21 protein-coding genes are annotated in these 22,381 nt (G+C 63.8%); 12 read left to right on the forward strand and 9 right to left on the reverse strand.

The genetic code is table 11. The features are described 5' to 3' along the window. Positions 1-134 precede the first annotated feature (134 nt). Both V6767_RS13370 and fabF read left to right on the forward strand, forming a co-directional pair. Positions 135-371 carry an acyl carrier protein gene (locus tag V6767_RS13370; RefSeq protein ID WP_018062986.1) on the forward strand — a complete coding sequence of 79 codons (237 nt, stop codon included), beginning with the start codon at positions 135-137 and terminating at the stop codon, positions 369-371. 234 nt (positions 372-605) lie between these two features. After that, entirely contained in the window at positions 606-1,868 is a 1,263-nt protein-coding gene (gene fabF, locus V6767_RS13375) for a beta-ketoacyl-ACP synthase II (RefSeq protein ID WP_448473947.1), read from the forward strand. Between the two features lie 56 nt (positions 1,869-1,924). On the opposite strand, the gene V6767_RS13380 is transcribed toward fabF, so the two are convergent. Next, the gene (locus tag V6767_RS13380) at positions 1,925-2,089 is read right to left on the reverse strand and encodes a hypothetical protein (protein ID WP_448429082.1); all 165 of its coding nucleotides are present in this window, start codon (positions 2,087-2,089) and stop codon (positions 1,925-1,927) included. Here V6767_RS13380 and mltG point away from each other — a divergent pair. From mltG to gmk, 3 genes are all read left to right on the forward strand, one after another. Next, positions 2,088-3,239, forward strand: coding sequence for an endolytic transglycosylase MltG (gene mltG / locus V6767_RS13385; RefSeq protein WP_448473948.1), 1,152 nt, complete (start codon positions 2,088-2,090; stop codon positions 3,237-3,239). The genes V6767_RS13380 and mltG overlap by 2 nt on opposite strands. An 84-nt stretch (positions 3,240-3,323) precedes the next feature. Beyond that, the gene (locus V6767_RS13390) at positions 3,324-4,211 is read left to right on the forward strand and encodes a YicC/YloC family endoribonuclease (RefSeq protein ID WP_448473949.1); all 888 of its coding nucleotides are present in this window, start codon (positions 3,324-3,326) and stop codon (positions 4,209-4,211) included. Positions 4,212-4,213: 2 nt separating this feature from the next. Next, entirely contained in the window at positions 4,214-4,852 is a 639-nt protein-coding gene (gmk, locus tag V6767_RS13395) for a guanylate kinase (RefSeq protein WP_448473950.1), read from the forward strand. A gap of 47 nt (positions 4,853-4,899) precedes the next feature. Here gmk and V6767_RS13400 read toward each other — a convergent pair whose 3' ends face one another. Beyond that, positions 4,900-5,505 carry an alpha/beta hydrolase gene (locus tag V6767_RS13400; RefSeq protein ID WP_448473951.1) on the reverse strand — a complete coding sequence of 202 codons (606 nt, stop codon included), beginning with the start codon at positions 5,503-5,505 and terminating at the stop codon, positions 4,900-4,902. A gap of 145 nt (positions 5,506-5,650) precedes the next feature. Further along, positions 5,651-6,583 (reverse strand): ring-cleaving dioxygenase, encoded by a 933-nt coding sequence (locus V6767_RS13405; RefSeq protein WP_448473952.1) that lies wholly within the window; start codon positions 6,581-6,583, stop codon positions 5,651-5,653. Between the two features lie 130 nt (positions 6,584-6,713). On the opposite strand from V6767_RS13405, the gene V6767_RS13410 reads away from it, so the two are divergent. From V6767_RS13410 to V6767_RS13420, 3 genes are all read left to right on the forward strand, one after another. Further along, complete coding sequence (locus V6767_RS13410; protein ID WP_448473953.1) at positions 6,714-7,613, forward strand: LysR substrate-binding domain-containing protein; 900 nt, start codon at positions 6,714-6,716, stop codon at positions 7,611-7,613. A 90-nt stretch (positions 7,614-7,703) separates the two neighbouring features. Continuing rightward, positions 7,704-8,585, forward strand: a complete 882-nt coding sequence (locus V6767_RS13415) for a DMT family transporter (RefSeq protein ID WP_448473954.1) — start codon at positions 7,704-7,706, stop codon at positions 8,583-8,585. 95 nt (positions 8,586-8,680) lie between these two features. Further along, on the forward strand, positions 8,681-10,876 hold the full coding sequence (locus V6767_RS13420) for an esterase-like activity of phytase family protein (RefSeq protein ID WP_448473955.1): 2,196 nt from the start codon (positions 8,681-8,683) through the stop codon (positions 10,874-10,876). A 212-nt stretch (positions 10,877-11,088) separates the two neighbouring features. Here V6767_RS13420 and V6767_RS13425 read toward each other — a convergent pair whose 3' ends face one another. Then, positions 11,089-12,075 (reverse strand): aldo/keto reductase, encoded by a 987-nt coding sequence (locus tag V6767_RS13425; protein WP_448473956.1) that lies wholly within the window; start codon positions 12,073-12,075, stop codon positions 11,089-11,091. A 128-nt stretch (positions 12,076-12,203) separates the two neighbouring features. On the opposite strand from V6767_RS13425, the gene V6767_RS13430 reads away from it, so the two are divergent. Together V6767_RS13430 and V6767_RS13435 are read left to right on the forward strand one after the other, a co-directional pair. Then, complete coding sequence (locus V6767_RS13430; protein WP_448473957.1) at positions 12,204-13,436, forward strand: metallophosphoesterase family protein; 1,233 nt, start codon at positions 12,204-12,206, stop codon at positions 13,434-13,436. 3 nt (positions 13,437-13,439) lie between these two features. Continuing rightward, entirely contained in the window at positions 13,440-16,868 is a 3,429-nt protein-coding gene (locus V6767_RS13435; protein ID WP_448473958.1) for an AAA family ATPase, read from the forward strand. Between the two features lie 2 nt (positions 16,869-16,870). On the opposite strand, the gene V6767_RS13440 is transcribed toward V6767_RS13435, so the two are convergent. The 5 genes from V6767_RS13440 to V6767_RS13460 form a co-directional block, all read right to left on the reverse strand. Next, entirely contained in the window at positions 16,871-17,383 is a 513-nt protein-coding gene (locus tag V6767_RS13440; RefSeq protein ID WP_448473959.1) for an MgtC/SapB family protein, read from the reverse strand. Beyond that, positions 17,380-17,811 carry an HIT family protein gene (locus V6767_RS13445; RefSeq protein WP_448473960.1) on the reverse strand — a complete coding sequence of 144 codons (432 nt, stop codon included), beginning with the start codon at positions 17,809-17,811 and terminating at the stop codon, positions 17,380-17,382. The genes V6767_RS13440 and V6767_RS13445 overlap by 4 nt, the downstream gene beginning before the upstream one ends. A gap of 3 nt (positions 17,812-17,814) precedes the next feature. Continuing rightward, positions 17,815-19,014 carry a GNAT family N-acetyltransferase gene (locus V6767_RS13450; protein WP_448473961.1) on the reverse strand — a complete coding sequence of 400 codons (1,200 nt, stop codon included), beginning with the start codon at positions 19,012-19,014 and terminating at the stop codon, positions 17,815-17,817. Between the two features lie 70 nt (positions 19,015-19,084). Continuing rightward, positions 19,085-19,795 (reverse strand): glycerophosphodiester phosphodiesterase family protein, encoded by a 711-nt coding sequence (locus tag V6767_RS13455; RefSeq protein ID WP_448473962.1) that lies wholly within the window; start codon positions 19,793-19,795, stop codon positions 19,085-19,087. Further along, positions 19,795-20,262, reverse strand: a complete 468-nt coding sequence (locus tag V6767_RS13460) for a RidA family protein (RefSeq protein WP_448473963.1) — start codon at positions 20,260-20,262, stop codon at positions 19,795-19,797. The genes V6767_RS13455 and V6767_RS13460 overlap by 1 nt, the downstream gene beginning before the upstream one ends. An 85-nt stretch (positions 20,263-20,347) precedes the next feature. On the opposite strand from V6767_RS13460, the gene V6767_RS13465 reads away from it, so the two are divergent. Both V6767_RS13465 and rpsB read left to right on the forward strand, forming a co-directional pair. Beyond that, positions 20,348-21,160, forward strand: a complete 813-nt coding sequence (locus V6767_RS13465; RefSeq protein WP_448473964.1) for an EipB family protein — start codon at positions 20,348-20,350, stop codon at positions 21,158-21,160. Between the two features lie 209 nt (positions 21,161-21,369). Continuing rightward, complete coding sequence (rpsB, locus tag V6767_RS13470) at positions 21,370-22,179, forward strand: 30S ribosomal protein S2 (RefSeq protein ID WP_230718055.1); 810 nt, start codon at positions 21,370-21,372, stop codon at positions 22,177-22,179. Positions 22,180-22,381 lie beyond the last annotated feature (202 nt).

Consider the following 22,381-nt stretch of genomic DNA (forward strand, 5'->3'; position numbering starts at 1 on the left):
GACCGGGATTTCGGTTTAAGTGGGCTTTGGTTCACATATCTGCCGCGGCGTGTTTCCTTTTGGAGGGCCGACGGCTTTCACATAGCGGATGTCAAGGCATCCGGTAGAACTTGAGACAGGTCGAGGAAACCGACATGAGCGATATCGCAGAACGCGTTAAGAAAATTGTAGTTGACCACCTGGGCGTGGATGCCGACAAGGTTGTCGAAAGCGCAAGCTTCATCGACGATCTCGGCGCCGACTCGCTCGATACCGTCGAGCTGGTCATGGCCTTCGAAGAAGAGTTCGGTGTGGAAATCCCCGACGATGCCGCTGATTCGATCCTCACGGTCGGCGATGCCATCAAGTTCATCGAAAAGGCTCAGGCCTGATCGACTGAAAATTCAGGGCGGCGTTCGGGTCATACCTGCAACCCGCCTCGAACGGCCCGGTAATACGGGCCATTTTTTTGTCCGGCGTTCCGGGACGGGAACGCATCAAGGACGGTTTTGCGCTTGTGACGAGAGCGTTTATAGTCGGGACGAAGCCGATTCAATGCGGCTCCGACCGGCACGAACGATCGGTCACGATGACAAGAAACTTGAGAGAATGGGGGCGATCCACCAATGAGGCGTGTCGTAATCACCGGTCTGGGCATGGTAACGCCGCTGGGCTCAGGAACCGAGGCAACCTGGTCGCGTCTGCTTGACGGCGTTAGCGGCGCAAGCAAGGTCACCGCGTTCGAGACCGAAGATCTTGCAGCCCGGATCGCATGCTCGATCCCGGTTGGCGACGGCAGCGATGGAACCTTCAATGCCGATCAGTGGCTGGAGCCGAAGGAACAGCGCAAGGTCGATCCGTTCATCACCTATGCGATCGCCGCCGCCGACATGGCGCTTGACGATGCCGGCTGGCATCCCGAGAGCGATGACGACCAGATCGCGACCGGCGTGCTGATCGGCTCCGGCATCGGCGGCCTCGAAGGCATCGTCGAAGCCGGCTACACGCTGCGCGACCGCGGCCCCCGCCGCGTTTCCCCGTTCTTCATTCCCGGCCGGCTGATCAATCTCGCTTCCGGTCAGGTCTCGATCCGCCACAAGCTGCGCGGCCCCAACCACTCCGTGGTCACGGCGTGCTCAACGGGCGCGCATGCGATCGGCGACGCCAGCCGGATCATCGGTTATGGCGATGCCGATGTGATGGTCGCCGGCGGCACGGAATCGCCGATCTGCCGCATCGCGCTTGCCGGCTTTGCCGCCTGCAAGGCGCTCTCCACCAATTTCAATGACGACCCTCAGCGGGCTTCGCGCCCCTATGATGTCGATCGCGACGGGTTCGTGATGGGCGAGGGCTCCGGCATCGTGGTGCTGGAGGAGCTGGAACACGCCAAGGCCCGCGGCGCCAAGATCTATGCCGAAGTGGTCGGCTACGGCATGAGCGGCGATGCCTTCCACATCACCGCGCCGAGCGAGGATGGCGAGGGCGCGTTCCGTTGCATGACGTCGGCGCTGAAGCGCGCCGGCATCGCGCCGTCCGAGGTCGACTACATCAATGCCCACGGCACCTCGACCATGGCCGACACGATCGAGCTTGGCGCCGTCGAGCGGCTGCTGGGCGATGCCGCCGGCAAGGTGTCGATGTCCTCCACCAAGTCCGCCACCGGCCATCTTCTGGGCGCGGCGGGCGCGATCGAGGCGATCTTCTCGACGCTCGCGATCCGCGACAATGTCGCGCCGCCGACGCTCAACCTCGACAATCCCGAGCGCGAGACGGCGATCGATCTGGTGCCGAAGGCGGCCCGCAAGCGCAATATCGATGTTGCGCTGTCGAACTCCTTCGGCTTTGGCGGCACCAATGCCTCGCTGGTGCTGCGGCGCTACGCGGATTGAGCCGACCGCCATTGTGGACATGGAAAAGAAACGGCTGACATTTTGCAGCCGTTTTTTTATTGAAGAGCAGGCTTTGGCAGCCGTTGATGACGAATCAGCGCCGCCATCCGGCTAAGCTTCGACTGGCCGTTTTCATCCGGTTCGCCGGCAATGTCGGACATTGATAACAACACCGGCAATTCATTTGGGTCAGGCGGCTTTCCGAAGTCGTCGAGGAACATGCGAAAAGGGGGTCCGGTGAGCGGCTCGGATCAGGACAGTGAGCGCGGTTCGGCGCCGGAACGCAGACCGGCGGCGGTGAAATCGGCCAAGCAGGCGCTGAGGCCTGAGCGTGTACCCCAACCAAGCGCGCGTTCGAAGAAAGCCAAGAGCCCGGTCGTCATCCTGCTTAATTTCATGATGACGCTGCTGGTGCTGTGCTGCCTCGGCGCAATCGCGATCTATTACTACGCCATGTCGAGCTATCGCGATCCCGGTCCGCTGGCCGCCGACACGGAATTCACGGTGAAGAGCGGCGCGGGTCTGGCGATGATCGCGCGTGACCTGGAGCGCGCGGGCGTGATCTCGGATTCCCGGATTTTCCGCTATGTGACCGCGGCGCGCATGCGCGACGGCGAGACCCTGAAGGCCGGCGATTACGAGATCGAGGCGGGCGCTTCGATGCAGGAGATCGCCGATCTGTTCGAATCCGGCAAGTCGATCCTGTTCAGCATTTCGTTCCCCGAGGGGCTGACGGTGCGCGAAGTCTTCGACAAGCTGGCGGCCGACCCGAACCTTTCCGGCGACCTGCCGGAGGAATTGCCGCCGGAAGGCAGCCTGATGCCGCAGACCTTCTCCTTTGCGCGCGGAACGCCGCGCATCGAGATCGTCGAAAAGATGCGGGCGGGCCAGGACGCGCTGGTCGATGAAATCTGGCTGCAGCGCGCCAGGGACCTGCCGATCGAGAACAAGGAGGAATTCCTCACCCTCGCCTCGATCGTGGAAAAGGAAACCGGCGTGGCCGAGGAGCGGCCGCTGGTTGCGGCGGTATTCCTCAACCGTCTCAAGCGCGGCATGCGCCTCCAGTCCGATCCGACCGTGATCTACGGCATCTTCGGCGGCGAGGGGAAACCCTCCGATCGCCCGATCTACCGCTCCGATCTCGACAAGGAAACGCCGTACAATACCTATCGCATCAATGGTCTGCCGCCGGGGCCGATCGCCAATCCCGGACGCGATGCGCTGGAGGCTGTCGCCAACCCCGCCGAGACCGATGCGCTGTATTTCGTAGCCGATGGCAGCGGAGGCCACGCCTTCGCCGAGACGCTGGATGAGCACAACGCCAATGTGCGGGCATGGCGCAAGGTCGAGGCCGAGCGTTCCGCCAACTAAAAACCGTGCGTTTGCCTGTCTATTGCGTTCCGACGTTGCGTCAAATCCTGTAGTGTGCCGCCACGCGAGCGTTAGCGAGGGACCATGACACAGCAATCGATGACAGGTTTTGCCCGCAGCCAAAGGCAGTTTGATCGCTATCGCTGGACCTGGGAGCTGCGCTCCGTCAACGGCAAGGGCCTCGATCTGCGCCTCAGGCTGCCGCAGGGTTTTGACCATCTGGAAAGCGCTGTCAGAAAGCTTGCCGCCGCAAGGCTGACGCGCGGCAATGTGCAGGTCGCGCTCAACCTCAGCGTTGCCGATAGCAAGCTCGAACTGGCCGTCAATGACAGCGCGCTCGAGGCTGTGCTCGATCTCAAAACCCGGCTTGCTTCCAGACTGGATGATTCGCGCCTGTCGCTCGAAGGATTGCTGGCGATTCGCGGCATCGCCGAACTGCGCGAGGCGGAGGAGGGCGGCGAGACCCTGCAGAAACGCGAAGCCCTGATCCTGCGCGATCTGGAGCTCGCGATCGACCGGCTCGCCTCGATGCGGGCGGAGGAGGGCGAGAAGATCGTGGCCGTGCTGCAAGCGCAGATCGACGCGATCGAGGCGCTGACGGACGATATCGAGGCGGACCCGTCGCGCCAGCCCGCCATGATCGCGGCGAAACTTGCCGAACAGGTGCAGCGGCTCCTTGAAGCGGCCCCCTCGCTCGAAAGCGACCGGCTCTATGCCGAGGCCGTGCTGCTTGCCACCAAATCCGATATTCGCGAGGAAATCGACCGTCTGCGCGCCCATGTGACGGCTGCCCGCGCTCTGCTGGCCGAGCCCGGGCCATGCGGGCGACGGCTCGACTTCCTCGCGCAGGAATTCAACCGCGAGACCAATACGATCTGTTCCAAGTCCAATTCGGTGGGGGTTACGGCTGCCGGGCTTGAATTGAAAACGGTCATCGATCAATTTCGCGAGCAATTGCAGAATCTGGAGTGAGCATGGACGTGAGCGAAACGGTGAGACGACGGGGCGTGATGCTGGTGCTGGCGGCGCCTTCGGGCGCGGGCAAATCGACGATCGCGCGGCGGCTTCTGGCCGAGGACTCGATGATCGATCTGTCCATCAGCGCCACCACGCGGCAGATCCGCCCGAGCGAGCGCGAGGGCGTGCATTATTTCTTCATGGACCCGGACGGTTTCATGAAGAAACGCGACGAGGGCGCGTTTCTGGAGTGGGCGGAGGTGCACGGTAATTACTACGCCACGCCGAAGGCCGCCGTCGAGCAATCGCTTGCCGCCGGCCGCGACGTGCTGTTCGATATCGATGTGCAGGGCGCCGAGCAGTTGAAGCAGGCCATGCCCGGCGATGTCGTCGGCATCTTCGTGCTGCCGCCCTCGATGGAGGCGCTGAGGGCCCGGCTGCTGGCGCGCGCGGAAGACAGCAAGGCCGCCATGGAAGTGCGCCTGAAGAACGCCACCGGCGAAATCTCGCACTGGCGGGACTACGAATATGTCGTCATCAACGACGACCTCGACGATGCCTACGACCTCGTCCGCTCGATCCTGCGCGCCGAACGCGCCAAGCGCGAACGCGAAACGGCAATCCCGCGTCACGTCGAAAACCTGTTGGGCCAATAGGGCCTGCCGCATCCGGCGCGTTGCCGGATGCGACCTGATCGCCTTCGTCAGGCCTTGAGGAAGGCGGCGACGGCGTCAATCTCCTCCGGGCGGATTTCGTGGCCGCCGGGATGGAAGAGTGAACGAAGCCCCGCTTTCTGCGCTTCGAAATAGCCGATCAGGGCCTCGGTCAGCGATGGCGGGCAGATCGGGTCGCGCTCGCCCGCCGTCACCAGGATTTGCTTGCCGGTGAGGCCGGCATTGTCCCTGGGTGTCCAGGGGATCAGCGGGTGGAGCAGCACGGCGCGGTCAAAGAGCTCCGGTCTTTCGAGAAACACCGAGGCCAGAATGTTCGCGCCGTTGGAATAGCCGATGCCATAGACCGCGCGACCGGGATTGGCCGCCCTGTGCATCTTGATGAAGCGGGTCATCTTCTCCGTGCGGCGGGCGAGATCGTCCATGTCGTAGACGTCTTCACCGGTGCGGCGGAAAAAGCGCAGGGCGCCATGTTCCGATACATCGCCACGCGGTGACACGATGGCCGCGTTTGGCAGAATCTGATCGACGAGGGGCACGAACTGGTTTTCGTTGCCGCCCGTGCCGTGAAAGCTGAAAACCAGCGGTGGTCCGTCTGCACCTTTACGCGTGAAGGCCTGATATACTTCGTTTGTCATGATATGTTGCTCCAGCCGGCAGCTATTAGCCGGCGTCAGTCGGACCCGGCTTTGCCGAGGTCAAGGAAATGAGGGCATTACCACTGACTGGTGATCATAACCCGCCCGTCCGGAGGTAAAGCAGCGGACGGGCAGGGGGGCTGGATCAATCCTCGATCGGCGTCAGGATCTGCTCGATCTGGGGGCGATGCTGTTCATATTGCGGCGGCAGTTTCAGTGCCTCGCCGAGATGGGCCGTGTCCTCGTCGGCGTCAAAGCCCGGTTCGTTGGTGGCGATCTCGAACAGCACACCGCCGGGCGTGCGGAAATAGATCGCCCAGAAATAGTTCCGGTCGATCACCGGGGTCACCTGGTAACCGGTATCCATCAACGCCTTGCGGACGTCGAGCTGGGCGGCGCGATCTTCCACCGCGAACGCGATATGGTGCACGGAGCCCGCACCCTGGCGGGCGGCGTTGGCGGACGGCAGGGTCTGGATGTCGATGACATCGGCGCCATTGCCGTTGCCGATCGCAAAACGGGTCCAGTCGTCCTTGCTGTCGACCTTTTCATAGCCCATGAAGCCGAGCAGTTCCGCCGTCGCGCGGCTGTCCGCCAGCCGCAGGCTTGCGCCATGGAAGCCACGGATCGCCTCCGCCTCGGCGATATCGCCCTTGAGCCAGCCGGCGCGGTGATCATTGTCCACCTCGACCAGCGCGAAGGCATCCCGATCGGGACCTGAGAAATGCAGCCGCTTTTCGCCGAAGACTTCGCTTTCCGTGACGTTTCCCACCCCCAGCTTGCCGAGACGCTCCTTCCAGAAGCCGAGCGAGCCGCGCGGAACCGCAAACAGTGTTTCGCCGACCTCGCCTGTTCCGGGCCTTCCCGCCGCTATGTGAGGGAAGGGGAAATAGGTCATCACCGAGCCGGGCGTGCCGACTTCATCGCCGTAATAGAGGTGATAGACATCCGGGGCATCAAAGTTCACGGTCTTCTTGACGCGGCGAAGACCGAGCGTGCCGGTGAAGAAGTCGTTATTGGCCTGTGCATCCGCCGCCATGGAGGTGATGTGATGCAAGCCTTTGATCTGCTGTAACATCAAACTGTTCCTTGCCTTACGGGGCGACTGTGCCGCGCCTCGTTTATGGACACAAGTTGGGTCCGCAAACGCGAAACGATAAGTGGAATAAAATTGACAATATTATTGCAAAATACGTAATAATTGTCTCATGAAAGATCTGAACGACATCCGCGTTTTCCTGAGCGTGGCAGAGCTCGGGAGCTTTGCCGCAGCATCGCGCGCGCTTTCCATGACCGCGCCGAGCGTGACGCGGGCCGTTGGCGCGCTGGAGGAACGGCTCGGCGTACAGCTTTTCGTGCGCACCACCCGCCAGGTTTCGCTCACCTCGGCGGGAGCGATCTATGCGGCGCGGATGCGGCCGCTGCTGAACGCCTTCGACGATGCCAACGAGGAGGTGCGCGAGCGTGAAAGCGCCGTCAGCGGCCACATCCGGCTGAATGCGCCGCTCTCGCTTGGCCAGCAGATATTGCCGGACGTGCTGTCCGGCTTCCGTACGGAGCATCCCGCGATCAGTCTTTCGGTGACGCTGGAGGACAGCTTCGTCGATATCGTCGGCGCGCCCTACGATCTGGCGATCCGCATTTCCGGCCCGCCGGACGACAAGTCGACGATCTGGCGCAAGCTGTGCCCGGTCCGTCGGGTGCTGGTGGCCTCGCCCGGCTTTCTCGCCGCCAACGGAACGCCGCAAACGCCTGACGATCTTTCCGCCGCCGCCTGCCTCGCCTTCGACGCCGAGGCGACGGGTGAAACCTGGGAGCTGACGAGCGCCGGCAAAAGTCGGCGGGTGAGGGCAGGGACGAAACTCGCTGGCAACAACGGCGAATTGCTGGCACGGCTTGCTGAGAACGGCGAGGGCGTGGCGCTGCTTCCGCGCTTCATTGTGGAGGAGCAACTCGCGCAAGGGCGGTTGAGGCAAGTGCTTTCCGATTGGTCGCCGCCGGAACTGTGGCTCACGCTCTACTATCCGCCCTATGAGCGTCTGCCGATCCGGGTCGCCCGGTTTTCGGATTTCTTCGAGGCCTATGTCACCCGCGTCCGGCCGTTGTGACGCGCGGCGCGCAAACGCGCTTGCCCGGAAGGCCTAACTTCTTTACCTCTGGCATCGTTTCGCGCTCGTGCTGAAAGGTCTGTCGTACATATGGCTAAGGCAATCTATCGCTCTCCGGCTCTGACCGGGGCCTTCTGGATGGTGATGGCCGGCGTGGTCTACGCGGCCGGCAATGTGGCGCTTCAGCAGGTGACGATGAATATGGGGTTTGCCGCCTCCTCGGTCGCCTTCTGGCAATATGGCATCGCGCTGGTCTTTGCCGTGCCCTATCTTTGGCGCACCGGCCTTTCGGTGATGCGGACCAATCATCCCTGGCAGCATGTTTTCCGGGTCGCGCTTTCCGCGCTCGGCGTGCAGGCCTGGGCGATCGGCCTTGCTTCGGTTCCGATCAGCCAGGCGATCGCGCTGGTCATGACCTCGCCCTTTTTCATCATCGTCGGCGCGAAGCTGTTCCTGGGCGAGACGGTCGGCCCGTCGCGCTGGATCGCGACGGCGGTCGGCTTCACCGGCGCGTTGCTGATCCTGCAGCCCTGGTCGGAAAGCTTCACCTGGGCGGCGCTTTTGCCGGTTGCCTCCGCGCTTCTTTGGGGTGGAACCTCGCTGATCACCAAGCGGCTGACGGCCCATGAGCGCCCCGAATCGATCACCGTCTGGCTCCTGATGCTGCTGACGCCGATCAACGCGCTGGTCGCCATTGGCGGCGGTTTCGCCGTGCCGACCGGCGATGTGATCTGGATCATGCTGGCGCTCGGCCTGCTGACGGCGCTGGCGCAATATTTCTTGACGCTGGCCTATTCGAGCGCGGACGCGGCCTATGTCCAGCCATTTGACGATCTGAAACTGCCGCTCAACGTGCTCGGCGGCTGGCTGGTGTTCGGCTATGCGCCGGACACGTTGTTCTGGATCGGCGGCGTGATGATCCTTTGCGCCTCGCTTTCGATCATGCTGATCGAGCGGCGAAGGGAGAAGTAGGCGGGGTTGTCATCGTCCTGTCATCGCCGCGTAATCCTGCTGTCACACCGGGCGCGCAGAACCCTCCGGACATCATCACCTTGGAGGGTATATTCATGCGATTCCGTCTCACCGGCGCGGCCTTGAGCGCTGCGCTTCTGGCTTCCGCCGCTTTCTCCGCCGCCGCCGAGCCCGTCTTCAACCGCATTGCGGTCTTCTCCGTCGCCGGCAATCTGCCCGCCGACATGGACCCTGCGACCGAGACCTCGGCCGAGATCATCGCAGCCAGCGAAGACGGCAACACGCTGATCTATTCCGACAGCCCGCTTGGCGCCATCGGCTTCGTCGACATCACCGATCCGAAAGCCCCGGCCGGCCTCGGCATCACCACGCTTGACGGCGAGCCGACATCGGTTGCCGTTTCCGGCGAAAAGGCGCTGGTCGGCGTCAACACCTCGGAAAGTTACACCGCGCCGTCGGGTTTCCTCGGCGTTGTCGATATCGCCTCGCGCGCGCTGGAAAGCCAGTGCGATCTCGGCGGCCAGCCCGATTCCGTCGCCGTTTCGCCGGATGGCTCGATCGTTGCGATCGCGATTGAAAACGAGCGTGACGAGGAACTGAACGACGGCGAAATCCCGCAGATGCCGGCCGGCGATCTCGTCATCATTTCGCTTGCTGACGGCGTTGCCGATTGCGCCACGATCAAGCACGTTGCCCTGACCGGTTTCTCCGAAATGGTCGCGCCCACCGATCCCGAGCCGGAATTCGTCGATATCAACGACGACAACGAGATCGTGGTGACCCTGCAGGAAAACAACGGCATCGTCATCGTTGACGGCAATACCGGCGAGGTCAAGAACCACTTCTCCGCCGGTACGGTCGACATCAGCGGCGTTGATATCGAAAAGGACGGCAAGCTCGATTTCACCGGCTCGCTGTCCGGCATCGCCCGCGAGCCCGACACCGTTAAATGGCTCGACAATGACCGCTTCGCCATCGCCAATGAAGGCGATTACAAGGGCGGCTCGCGCGGCTTCTCGATTTTCTCGGATGCCGGCGAACTGCTTTATGATTCCGGCAACACGTTCGAACGCGCCGTTGCCTCGATCGGCCATTTCCCGGACAAGCGCGCCGGCAAGAAGGGCGTCGAGCCCGAGGGCATGATCAAGGGAACCTTCGGCGACACCAATTATCTGTTCGTGCTGTCCGAGCGTGCCTCCGTCGTCGGCGTCTATGACGACAGCGCCGCTGACGCGCCCGAACTCGTACAGCTTCTGCCGTCCGGTCTCTCGCCGGAAAGCGGCGTTGCCATTCCCGCCCGTAACCTGCTGGTCACCGCCAACGAGACCGATCTCGGCCCCGACGGTGGCGTTCGTGCCCACGTCATGCTTTACGCCTATGAAGATGCGGAGCCGAACTATCCGCAGATCCTGTCCGATGTCTCGCGCGATGAACTGATCGGCTTCGGCGCGCTTTCGGGCCTGACTGCTGATCCGAGCGATGCTTCGAAGCTCTACGCCGTCAATGACAGCTTCTACTCCGCCCAGCCGTCGATCTTCATCATCAACGCCGCGCAGAAGCCGGCGATGATCACCGACGTCATCCGCGTTACCCGCGATGGCGCCCCGGCTGAAAAGCTCGACCTCGAGGGCGTTGCGACCGACGGCAATGGCGGCTTCTGGCTTGCCTCGGAAGGCAATCCCGACAAGGACGTGCCGCACGCCGTCTATCATGTCGACGGAACCGGCGCGATCACCGAGACGATCGACCTGCCGGAGGCTCTGCTCGCCAACCAGACCCGCTTCGGCATGGAAGGCATCACCACGGTCGGCGAGGGCGATGACTTGACGCTGTGGATGGCGGTGCAGCGCGAATGGGAAGATGACGAGAAAGGCTTCGTCAAGCTGCTCGCCTACAAGCCCGCCACCAAGGAATGGGGTGCGGTCGCCTATCCGCTCGAGACGCCGGAACAGGGCTGGGTCGGTCTCTCCGAGATCACGGCGAACGGCGACAGCGTCTACATCATCGAACGCGACAACCAGATCGGCGAGGCCGCCAAGCTGAAGAAGCTCTACAAGGTCGCCCTTTCCGACATGCAGCCGGCCCCGATCGGCTCGGATCTGCCGGTTGTCGAAAAGCAGGAAGCCGCCGATCTGATGCCGCTGATGAAGTCCGCCGCCAACGGTTTCGTCGTCGACAAGATCGAAGGCTTCACCATCGCCGCCGACGGCACGGCCTACGCCGTCACCGACAATGACGGCGTCGACGACTCCTCCGGCGAGACGCTGTTCTTCACGGTTTCGCTGAACTGATCATAACGCGTTGCAGAACAAGAGAGGCCGGGCGTCGGACGCCCGGCCTTTCGATTTTTTCGCCAAAGCTGCCTCCCCCTCTGCCGTCACCCCGGACTTGATCCGGGGTCCAGGGCGTTGCGACGGGCGCTTCGCAAAGGCGGTGCCGTAAGGCCCTGGATGCCGGCTCAAGGCCGGCATGACGGCGAAGGCGGAGAGCGGTAGGGCGTACCCTACCAGCGCTGGTGCACGTGGGGTGCGATGCGGGTGCGGTAGATTTCCGTCATCGCGGCCATGACCTCGTCGCCGATGACCGGCAGGTCGGAGGCGGACGCATTGGCTTTTGCCTGTTCGGCGTTGCGCGCGCCGGGAATGGCGACGGTGACCGCGTCGTTCATCAGGATCCAGCGCAGCGCGAAACCCGCCATGGCCGTGCCGCGCGGTACGTGTTTGCGGACTTCCTCCACGGCATCGAGCGCGATCTCGAACGGCACGCCGGCGAAGGTTTCGCCGACATCGAAGGCATCGCCGCCGCGGTTGAAATTGCGGTGGTCTTCTTTGTCGAACACGGTGTCGCGGGTGATCTTGCCTGACAGCAGCCCGCTTGCCAGCGGTACGCGCACGATGATGGCAATGTTCTTGCGCTTTGCTTCCGGGAAGAACAGCGAGGCCGGGCGCTGGCGGAAGATGTTGTAGATGATCTGCACGCTGGCGACGCCCGGAAACTCGATCGCCTTCAGCGCCTCCTCGACCTTTTCGACGCTGACGCCGTAATTGGCGATCTTGCCCTTGGCCTTCAGCGCGTCGAGCGCCTCGAACACGTCCGGACGGTAAAACGCCTCGGTCGGCGGGCAGTGGAGCTGCACGAGGTCGAGCCGTTCCATTCTGAGGTTCTTCAGGCTGCGGTCGACGAAGCCTTCGAGGTTTTCCAGATTGTAGCCATCGGCGGTGTGCGGGTTAAGCCTGCGGCCGGCCTTGGTGGCGACGAACGGCTTCTGGCCGCCGCGATCGGCGAGCACATCGGCGATGATCTTTTCGGAGCGGCCGTCGCCATAGACATCGGCCGTATCGACGAAGTTGATGCCCGAATCGAGCGCTGCGTGCAGGGCGGCGCGGCCATCCTCCTCGCTGACAGAGCCCCAGCTGCCGCCGATCTGCCAGGCGCCGAAGCCGATATTGGAAACGGGCCGTCCGGTGCGGCCGAAATTGTGATAGTGCATGAATTCCTCCGGTGGTGGCCAGCCCGCGAAAATGCGGGCGGGATAAAGCGCGACGCCGGCGCTTTTGGGTTGAAGTATCGTCGCGAACTCTTTTACCCCTTTGAGACGAGAAGACAAATGAGGGAACCTTGACCAGCTTCCGTTTCATCCACGCCGCCGACCTGCATCTGGGAAGCCCGCTCTCGGGACTGGCGCTCAAGGACCGGCAGATCGCCGAGCGCTTTGCCGCCGCCGGCCGCGATGCCTTCACGGCGCTGATCGATTGCGCGATCGAAAGTTCCGTGGATTTCATGGTGATCGCCGGGGATGTCTATGACGGGGCATGGCGCGACAACAGCGTCGGCCTGTTCTTCAACCGCGAGATCGCCCGGCTTTCGCGCGCTGAAATCCCGGTCTATTTCCTGCGCGGCAATCACGATGCCGAAAGCATCGTCACCCGCACGATCGCGATGCCGGACGGTGTCCACGAATTCTCGACGCGTCAGCCCGAGACCTTTACCATCGAACCGCTGAAAGTGGCGCTGCACGGCCAGGGCTTTGCCGACCGGGTGGCCGGCGACAATCTGGCGCTTGCCTATCCGCCGGCGGTGCCTGGCCATTTCAACATCGGCGTGTTGCACACCTCGCTTTCCGGCCGGCCGCCGCATGCCGTCTACGCGCCGTGCACGCCGGCGGACCTTGCCTCGCGCGGCTATGATTACTGGGCGCTCGGTCATGTCCACGCTTTCGAGGAGGTCTCCGCCGATCCGCTGACGCTCTATCCCGGCAACCTGCAGGGCCGCAATATCCGCGAGACCGGCAACAAGGGCGCGGTGCTGGTGACGGTCGAGGACGGCCGGCCCCGCTATGAACGCATCATTCTCGATCGCGCCCGCTTCGAGGCCGTTACCGTGGCAATTGCGCCGGAGATGAAGGAAAGCGAAATCCTTCAGGCGGTGGAGGCGACGCTGGCGGCGCTTGCGGAAGCGGCCAATGCGCGACCCGTGGCGCTGCGCTTGACGCTTGAAGGCAGCCATGGCGATGCGCACAGGATGCGCGCGGCGCATGGCGAATGGCACGACGATCTCCAGGCCGCCTGCCAGCGGGTTCATGCCGATCTGTGGCTTGAGAAACTGGTGATCGCGGTTGATGCGCCGGTGTCCACCCGCCGACGTGTGGCGGATAGTGACCTCGATATCGAGGCGATGATCGATGCGCTGGCCGGCGACGAAGCGATCGACGCCGAAATCGAGGCGCTGATAAACGAGATCGCCGTGAAGCTGCCCGGCGGCGTCGGCGCCAGAGATGATGCGTTTTCGGGGTCGCATGCGGATCTCGTAGCGGAAGCGCGCGCGATTCTCAGCGCCCGGCTGGAGGAGTGATTTATGCGTTTTCTCTCGCTCGATCTCATCCGCTACGGCCATTTCACCGACAGGACCGTCACGTTCCGGCCCGACGCCGCGCTTCATATCGTCTATGGCCCGAACGAGGCCGGAAAATCCTCAGCGCTCGCCGCATTCTCCGACCTTCTGTTCGGATTTCCAGACCGCAATGTTGGCTACGATTTCCTCCATCCCGCACGCGACCTGCGCCTCGGCGCAAGGCTGCGCGCGCATGGCGGGACCGAACTCGCCTTTCGCCGGCGCAAGGGCCGGGCCAATACGCTGCTCGATGCCGAAACCGAAGTCGCGCTGAACGATGACGCGCTCGCCGGTTTTGTCGGCAGTCTCGACCGCGCGGTGTTCGAGCGCGCCTTCGGGCTCGATTCGCTCCGGCTCAGGGCGGGGGCGGACGAGATGCTGGCCGATGGCGGGGAGATCGGCCAGATGCTGTTTTCCGCTGCCTCCGGCCTCACCGGCCTGCGAGCGGCGAGCGAGGCGCTGGCAACGGAGGCCGACGGCATCTACGCGCCGCGCAAATCGCAGACTCGCAGCTTCTATCAGGCGCTGGAGCGCTATGACGAAGCCCGCAGGGCCGAGCGCGACCGCCAGCTGAACGCCAGTGACTGGACGGCGCTGTTGAAGGAAGAGCGCGAGATCGGGCAGGAATTCGCCGTGGCCGAGGAGCGGCAAGCGCAGCGCGCGCGGCGGATCGGCGAGCTTGAGCGGCTGCAGCGGCTGCGCGGCCTGCTTGGCGAGATCGACGGCCACAACGCGGCGCTGGCGGCGTTTGCCGATATCGCGGCGGTTGATGACAGCGTCGGCGAGGAACTCGCCGCGCTCGAAGCCCGCCACATGCGACTTGCCGAGCAGATAGAGGAAAAGGAAGCCAGGCAGGCGGCCGGTCAGCGGGAGCTGGAGGCGCTTGTTGTGGACGACGCGCTGCTGGAGCGCCGTGCCGAAATCGCCCGGCTGCAGCGCGAAAGCGGGCTTTACGAACAGGCGCTTGAGAACCTGCCGCGTCGCCGGCACGAGCTGACGGAAATTGAGGCGCGGTTGCGGAGCGCTGCCGTTCAGCTTGGGTTCGATTCTTTTGAAAATCTGGAAAAGAACTTTCCAAACAGTCTGTTAAGGTCAGAATTTCAAGCGATTGTCGAGCAGTTGAAAGAGCAGGGCCGCGCCCGCCGCGCTGCCGAAAACGCGCTCTCTGAAAACCGAGAAACGCTGGCGCGGCTGGAACAGCAGCATGGCGAGAGCCACCTGCGCGATCCCGCGCCGCTGCGCAAGAGCTATGAGGCTTTGCGCGAGGACCTTGCCGGCATCAAGGAGGCGGAGACGCTTGAAACGGAGATCGCCGGCAAGGAGCGCGTACTGTTCGAGCAGGCCGCCGGCCTGCGTCCCGCGGTGAGCGATATTCTCGCTCTCCATGCGGGCGATCTTCCCGCCGAGGCCGCGCTGAAGACCGCGTGCGATGATATCGCTTCGGCAAAATCCGTGCTCGCCGAGTGTGACGGCGCGCTGGCGAAGATCGATGCGGAATGCGCCCGTCTGGAAGGATTGCTCGCCGAGGATCGCGAGGCCGGGCCGGTTCCGACCCGTGCGGCGATCGACGCGGCGCGGGCGGAGCGCGACCGGCTGTTCGAGACGCTGGATGGGGAGGAGAGCGCCTATCGCGATGCCGTGCGCGCCGCCGACGATCTTGCCGACGACGCGCTCGACGATGCCGAGCGGGTGGCCCGCCATGCCGACAATCTGCGCCGGCTGGAGCGTGAGGCCGCTCAACGGGAACAGGGCGCGGAAAAACGCGAGGCGGCGCTTCTGGAACTGACGAAAGCGCAGGCGAATTTTGAGACGCTCTTTGTCGCGTTCGATTTCACGCCGGCGGCCCCCGAGGCGATGCTCGAATGGCGGCGGCGGTTGGATGCGCTGCTCGAGGCGCGGACCGCGCTCTATGCGCTGAAAGACAGGAAAGCGGTCCTTGACCGCAACAACGCCGCGCTGCGGGAGACGCTGGAGCGGCTCGCGAACGATCTCGGCACGGACGCGTCGCTGCCGCTCGCCGCGCTTGCGCGCGATGTCGGTTCCGCGCTCGACCGTCTCGGCGAACGCTGGACGGAGGCGCGGGAGCATGCCGGCGCGCTGAAGACCGCGCGTCAGTCAGTCGAAAAGGGCGCGGAGCAGCTTGATCGGTTGCGGGCCGGGGAGAAAACCCTGAACGAGCGTTTCGCCGCAAGCCTCACCGGTGTCGGCCTGCCGGGCGAAACCGGCCTCGCCGGGGCCGAGGCTGCGCTTGCGCTGTGGGCCGACCTGCCATCCCTTTTCGCGGACCGGGCGCGGCTGGCGCGGGAGGCAGAGGCCGACGGCAAGCGCGTTGCCGCCTTCGATGCCGCCGCTCTGCATCTGGCGGAAGCTGTGGCGGCGGATATCGCGGGCGAACCGGCATCGCGGATCGTCCACGCACTTGCCGAACGTGCGGCCGACCACGCGACGCGCGCGGCGCAGCGGGCAACGCTTAAGGAAAGCGCCGAGCGGCTTCGTATTGAACTGGCTGCCGACACCGGCGAGCGTGAGCAGATCGACGGCCGGATCGCGGCCATAGCGGCCACCTTGCCGGAGGGCGTCGCGATTGACGGCCTTTCGGCGCGGTTGCGGCAGCGGGCGGCATCGCGTCAGACGCTCGATGAGGCGCGGCAGCGGTTTTCCGGCATCAGCGACGGAGCCTCGGTGGAGAATATCCGGGCGCTCGCCGAAACGCTGGACGAGGTCGATTGCCGGCAGGAACTCGCGCATCTGAAGGCCGATGCCGGAGAGGATGCGGCCGAGATCGAGGCGCTTCGGGAGCGGCGGATGGCACTGCGTCATCGCAAGCAGGCGCTGGAAACCGGGCCGGGAGCCGAGGCTGCCGCCTTCGATCGCGCCGCCGCCGAGGCGGAGGCGCAGGCGCTCGCCCGTGAGTGGGTGGTGCTGAAGCTGGCCGGGCGGCTGTTGGACGGCGCGCTGGAGCGCTACCGGGAAAGCCGGTCCGATCCGATCCTTGCGGCGGCCGGACGGCATTTCCGCACGCTGACCCGCAACGGTTTCGAGGGCCTGTCACAGGCGTATGGCGAGCATGATGCACTGGTGCTTTCAGCAGTGCGCGCCGGCGGCGATGAAATCCGGGTCGAGGGGTTGAGCGACGGCACCCGCGACCAGCTCTATCTCGCGCTCCGGCTTGCCTTCCTGGAGGATTATGCCAGCCGCAACGAGCCCGCGCCGCTGATCGTCGATGACATCTTCCAGACCTTCGACGATGCCCGCAGCGCGGCCGGCCTCAATGCGCTTGCCGGGCTTGCAGGGTTGCAGACCATCCTGTTTACCCACGAATCGAGCATGGTGGAGATCGCCCGCGGGGAGTTGGGCGATGCGGCGGACATCATCACGCTGGAGCGAAGCTGAACCTATTCTTCAGCTTCTTCGGACAAGCTCTTGCGTTTGCTTATATTTGTGTTGATTTCCAGACGCCTGAGAAGAAACAGGACGACAAGTCCCAGCATCGAGGCGAAAATGCCGAGGCTCCAGAGGCCGAGCCCGATCGTCAGGCCGATTGCGCCGGAAAACCAGAGGCCGGCGCCGGTGGTCAGCCCCTTTACCGTGCCCTTCTGCAGAAACACGATGCCGGCGGCGAGGAAGGCCACGCCCTCGGTGATCGACTGCACCACGCGGGTCGGATCGACGCGCAGCACGTCGCGGTCGCTGCGCATGATCTCCGGCACCTCGATGGCGACGAGCACGAACAGGGCCGCCGCCATGCTGACCAGTATATGGGTTCTGAGCCCGGCGGGATGACGATGGATCTCGCGTTCGAAGCCGATCAGCCCGCCGAAGATCGCAGCCCCGATCAGCCGGACGAACATGATGATGTGATCGGCGGAAAAGGCGTTTCGGAACTCTTCGGCCAGAAATTGCGTCATGGCGACGCCTTCAGCGCCGTCAGGATTTTTTCCGCATTGGCCTTCAGCACTTCCATGTCCTCCATGCCGTCGCTGTGGCGCTTCATCTCCACGCCTTCATGACGCGGAACGACGTGGAAATGCAGGTGATAGACGGTCTGGCCGGCGGCCGCCTCGTTGAACTGACCGACGAACACGCCATCGGCGTCGAAGGCAGCCTTTACAGCCCGTGCAAGCTTCTGGACCACGGGAATGGTCTTCGCCAGCACGTCAGGGTTGGCGTCGAGCAGGTTGCGTGACGGCGCGCGCGGGATCACCAGAACATGGCCCGGCGCCTGCGGCATCACATCCATGATCGCCACTGCGTGTTCGTCCTCGTAAAGACGGATGGAGGGGATTTCGCCGCGCAGCAGCTTGGCGAAGATATTGTCGTTGTCGTACTCGGCCATGGTTCAGTCCTCCTCGATGCGTTCGCCGCCAGCTTTCTTGTAGGGTCCGTGGTCGACGAGAATATCATTGAAACGGGCGACGTCCTCGCGCTCATGCGCGAGGAAATCGGCAACCGCGCGCCTCAGCCCCTCATGGGCGATATAGTGCGCGGAATGGGTCGTGACAGGGAGATAGCCGCGCGCCAGCTTGTGCTCGCCCTGGGCGCCGGCCTCGACGCGCTTCAGGCCATGGGCAATCGCGTAGTCGATCGCCTGGTGGTAGCAGACCTCGAAATGCAGGAATCGATGATCCTCGATGCAGCCCCAGTGGCGGCCGTAAAGCGCATCCGAGCCGATGAAGTTGATCGCGCCGGCGATGTAGCGCCCCTCGCGCTTCGCCATCACCAGCAGGATGTCCTTGGCCATGCGCTCGCCGATCAGCGAATAGAATTCGCGCGTCAGGTAGGGCCGGCCCCATTTGCGGCTGCCCGTATCCATGTAGAAGGTGTAGAACTGGTCCCAGATCTCCTCCGTCAGGTCGGAGCCGGTCAGCCAGTCGATCTCGATCCCGGCTTCGAGCGCCGTGCGACGCTCCTTCTTCAGCGCCTTGCGCTTGCGCGAGGCGAGCGTGTCGAGGAAGGCATCGTAGCTGTCATAGCCCGGATTGAGGAAGTGGAACTGCTGGTCGGTGCGGTGCAGGTAGCCGGCCTGCTCGAAGATGCCGATCTCGTCTTCGGGCACGAAGGTGACGTGGGTGGAGGATACGCCGAGCCGGTCATTGACGGCCTGTAGCCCCTCCGCAAGCACCTTGGCGACGGTCGCATGATCATAGCCGTTGCGCACCAGAAGATGCGGCGCGGTTGCTGGAGTGAAGGGAAGGGACGCCTGGAGCTTCGGATAATAGCGCCCGCCGGCGCGCTCGAAGGCATCGGCCCAGCCGTGATCGAAGACATATTCGCCCTGGCTGTGGTTCTTCAGATAGCAGGGCACCGCGCCGATCAGGCGGCCATCCTCGGTTTCCAGCAGGAGGTGATGGCCGAGCCAGCCGGTTTCAGCTGTGGCAGAGCCCGATTCCTCCAGCGCCGACAGAAAGGCGTGGGACAGGAACGGGCTGTAGAACCCGTCGCCGTCGAGCGAGGGCGTGGTCGCGGCAAGGCTGTCCCAGGCCGCGCGCTCGATATTCGCGAAGCTGTTTTCGATGCGGATTTGCAGGTTTTCGCTCAAGAAATCTCTCGGAATGCGGTCTGGAAACTGATCTGGCCTGCCCGGTTTCAGTTCCGTCTGCTCAGAGCGGCTAGCTCTCGCGTGGATCGAAACCTTCGAAGGTCATCTGGTCGGCGTTCTGGAACGTGCGTCTTCTGGCGTCCTCGTCGCGCACGGTCCAGGTAATCACCGGCACGCTCCTTGCCCGAAGCGCAGCAACAAACGCATTGGGCAGATGATCGTAATAATACGAGACGAAATCAAGGCCGATTTCGAAGGCTTTCCGGTGATCCGCCAGCGCCTCCTCGCTCATTCCTTCCGCCGTCAGGCCGAGCGGCTGCGAGGCGCCGGCCTGTTTGAGGGCGGCGAGCAGGGCGGCATCGAAGCTCATCAGCGCGACCGGTCCGTCATAGCCGGAGAGCGCGGCAAGCGTCGCCTTGGCGAATGCCGCGGGATCGGCGCGGCTTGCCTTCAGTTCGATCACCAGCGGCACCTTGCCGCCGCAGACATCGAGAAGATCGGTAAGCGTCGGTATCGTCGCCTCCGTTCCCCCGACAGCGATGGTCTTCGCCTCGGCGGCCGTCAGGTCTTCAATCGCGCCGTCGCGGCCGCAAAGCCGTTGCAGCTCGTCATCGTGAAACACCAGCGGCACGCCGTCGGCGGAAAGGTGGATATCGCATTCGATCGCGAAACCGGCGTCGATCGCGCGCTCGAAGGCGGGCAGGGTATTCTCCCAGATCGCGCGGTTCATGTCGTGATAGCCGCGATGGGCGATGGGTTTGGCAGTCAGCCAGGCGGGCATCAGGCGACTTCCAGGATCGCGTCGATCTCTACGGCCGCACCCAGCGGCAGCGCGGCCATGCCGACGGCTGCGCGGCTATGCTTGCCGGCCTCGCCGAAGACATCGGCCAAAAGGTCGGACGCGCCGTTGATGACGAGGTGCTGCTCGGTGAAATCCGGCGTCGAGGCGACGAAGCCGTTGATGCGCAGGATGCGGGTGACCCGGCCGAGATCGCCGCCAAGCGCTGCCTTCGCCTGGGCGATGATGTGGATGGCGCAGGCGCGCGCCGCCTTCTGTCCATCCTCCAGCGATACATTGGCGCCGAGATGGCCGGTGGCGATCACCTTCCCGCCCTCGGTCGGCAATTGTCCGGAGATGTAGAGCAGGTTTCCGGAAATGACGTAGGGCACGTAATTGGCGGCGGGGGCCGCGGCTTCCGGCAGGGCGATCGACAGCGCCTTGAGCCTGTCTTCGATGGCGTGGGACATTTTCTGCTCCATAGGGGGACGGATGATGATTGGCAGAGCGAGGACTTTTCTATACCATCAGTGTTCAAAGCCAAGGGGAATGTCGATGCGGACACTGGCCGTTACAGGAATTTTCTGCTCCACCTTCGCAATGACGGCTGCGGCCGGCATGCCGCCGCAGCCCGGGGTGACGCTCGAGCCCCACCGCGCGGTCTATGACCTGACGCTCGCCTGGGCGTCCGGCCAGTCCGGCATCGAGGGGCTGCACGGCCGTTTCGTTTATTCCTTCACCGGCGCGCCCTGCGAGGGTTATGTCACCGAAATGCGGATGGTGACCGATATCGCGCGCGAGCACGGCGCCATGGTCACCGACCAGACATCCTCATCCTTCGAGGATCTGGAAAAGGGCGCCTTCAGCTTTTCGAGCAAGATGTTTGCCGATTACAACCTGCAATCGGAGACCGCCGGCGAAGCCAACCGCGCCGCCGATCACAAGATCGCGGTAAAGCTTGGCGACCAGAACCCCTTCGATATCGGCAAGGCCCAGTTCCCGACGGAATATCTTGCCCATGTTCTGGATGCGGCTGAGAGCGGCAAGCATGTCTACGAGGCGACGTCCTTTGACGGCTCGGGCGAGGACGTGATGCGCGCGGTCACGCTGATCGGCGATCGCAAAAAGGGCGTCGGCAGCGGGCCCGACCAGTGGCCGGTCACCACTGGCTATTTTCCGATCGCCTCGCAGGATGGCGACCAGACGCCGGATTATACCGTCTCGATGACGCTGGCGGCAAACGGCGTCAGCCGTGACCTGCTGATGGATTTCGGCAACTTCAAGATGGCCGGCCGCCTCGACAAGCTCGAAATGCTGGACCCGGCTGCTTGCGAAGGTCTGCCGACGACGGCCGCCACACAGCGCTGAGCTTCGCATAGCAAGGCTTCGTTGCGCGTTGCCGTGCGCGCAAATTGCCGCGGCACTTGCATTCCATCTCAAAACAGGCTATCGCGCCCCCATTCCACACGCAGGCCATGGGGTGTTCCGGGAGAAATCCGGTGCGCTCCGCCGGTGCCGGACGGGTTTCCGTCCGTTCTCAGGTCTGCGGAGGTTCAACCGGAAAAGGAGACAAGGCAATGGCATTGCCCGACTTTACCATGCGCCAGCTGCTTGAGGCAGGCGTCCATTTTGGTCACCAGACCCACCGCTGGAACCCGAAGATGAAGCCCTACATCTTTGGCGACCGCAACAACATCCACATCATCGACCTCGCACAGACCGTGCCGATGCTGCAGCGCGCCCTTCAGGTCGTGTCCGACACCGTCGCCCGCAACGGCCGCGTTCTGATGGTCGGCACCAAGCGTCAGGCTTCGGAAATCGTTGCCGACAGCGCGCAGCGCTCCGCTCAGTACTATGTCAACTCGCGTTGGCTCGGCGGCATGCTGACCAACTGGCGCACGATTTCGAACTCGATCCAGCGCCTGCGCAAGCTCGACGAAATCCTCGCCAACGAAGCGCAGGGCTTTACCAAGAAAGAGCGCCTGAACCTCGACCGCGAGCGTGAAAAGCTCGACCGCGCCCTTGGCGGTATTCGCGACATGGGCGGCGTGCCGGACCTGATCGTGATCATCGACACCAACAAGGAAAAGATCGCGATCGAGGAAGCCAAGCGTCTCGGCATTCCGGTTGTCGCTATCGTCGATTCGAACTGCGATCCGGATGAAGTCGACTACCCGATCCCCGGCAATGACGACGCCTCGCGCGCCATCGCGCTTTACTGCGACCTGATTTCGCGCGCCGCCATCGACGGCATCGCCCGTCAGCAGGGCGCTTCGGGCGTCGATCTCGGCGCTGCCGCTGAAGCACCGGCCGAGCCGGCGCTTGAAGAGGCGCCCGCCGAGGAAGCCGCTGCCGAGGAAGCGACCGGCGAAAAGCCCGCCGAGTAAGGCGACCGGCATCAGGCCCGAGCGCCTGATGTGCGACAGGACCTGAAGATGGCGGCGTTATCGGCGCCGCCATTGGGTTTCAGGAATGAGGGCGGCCTTCAAAACCGGCCGCCCGATACATATTTTCATCGCGCCAGCCGCGTATGCGGCATGGCCGCCAGGGATGATCTTCATCACCCTGTCACAGACACGGGTACACTCC

Source organism: Martelella sp. FLE1502 (assembly GCF_053484255.1).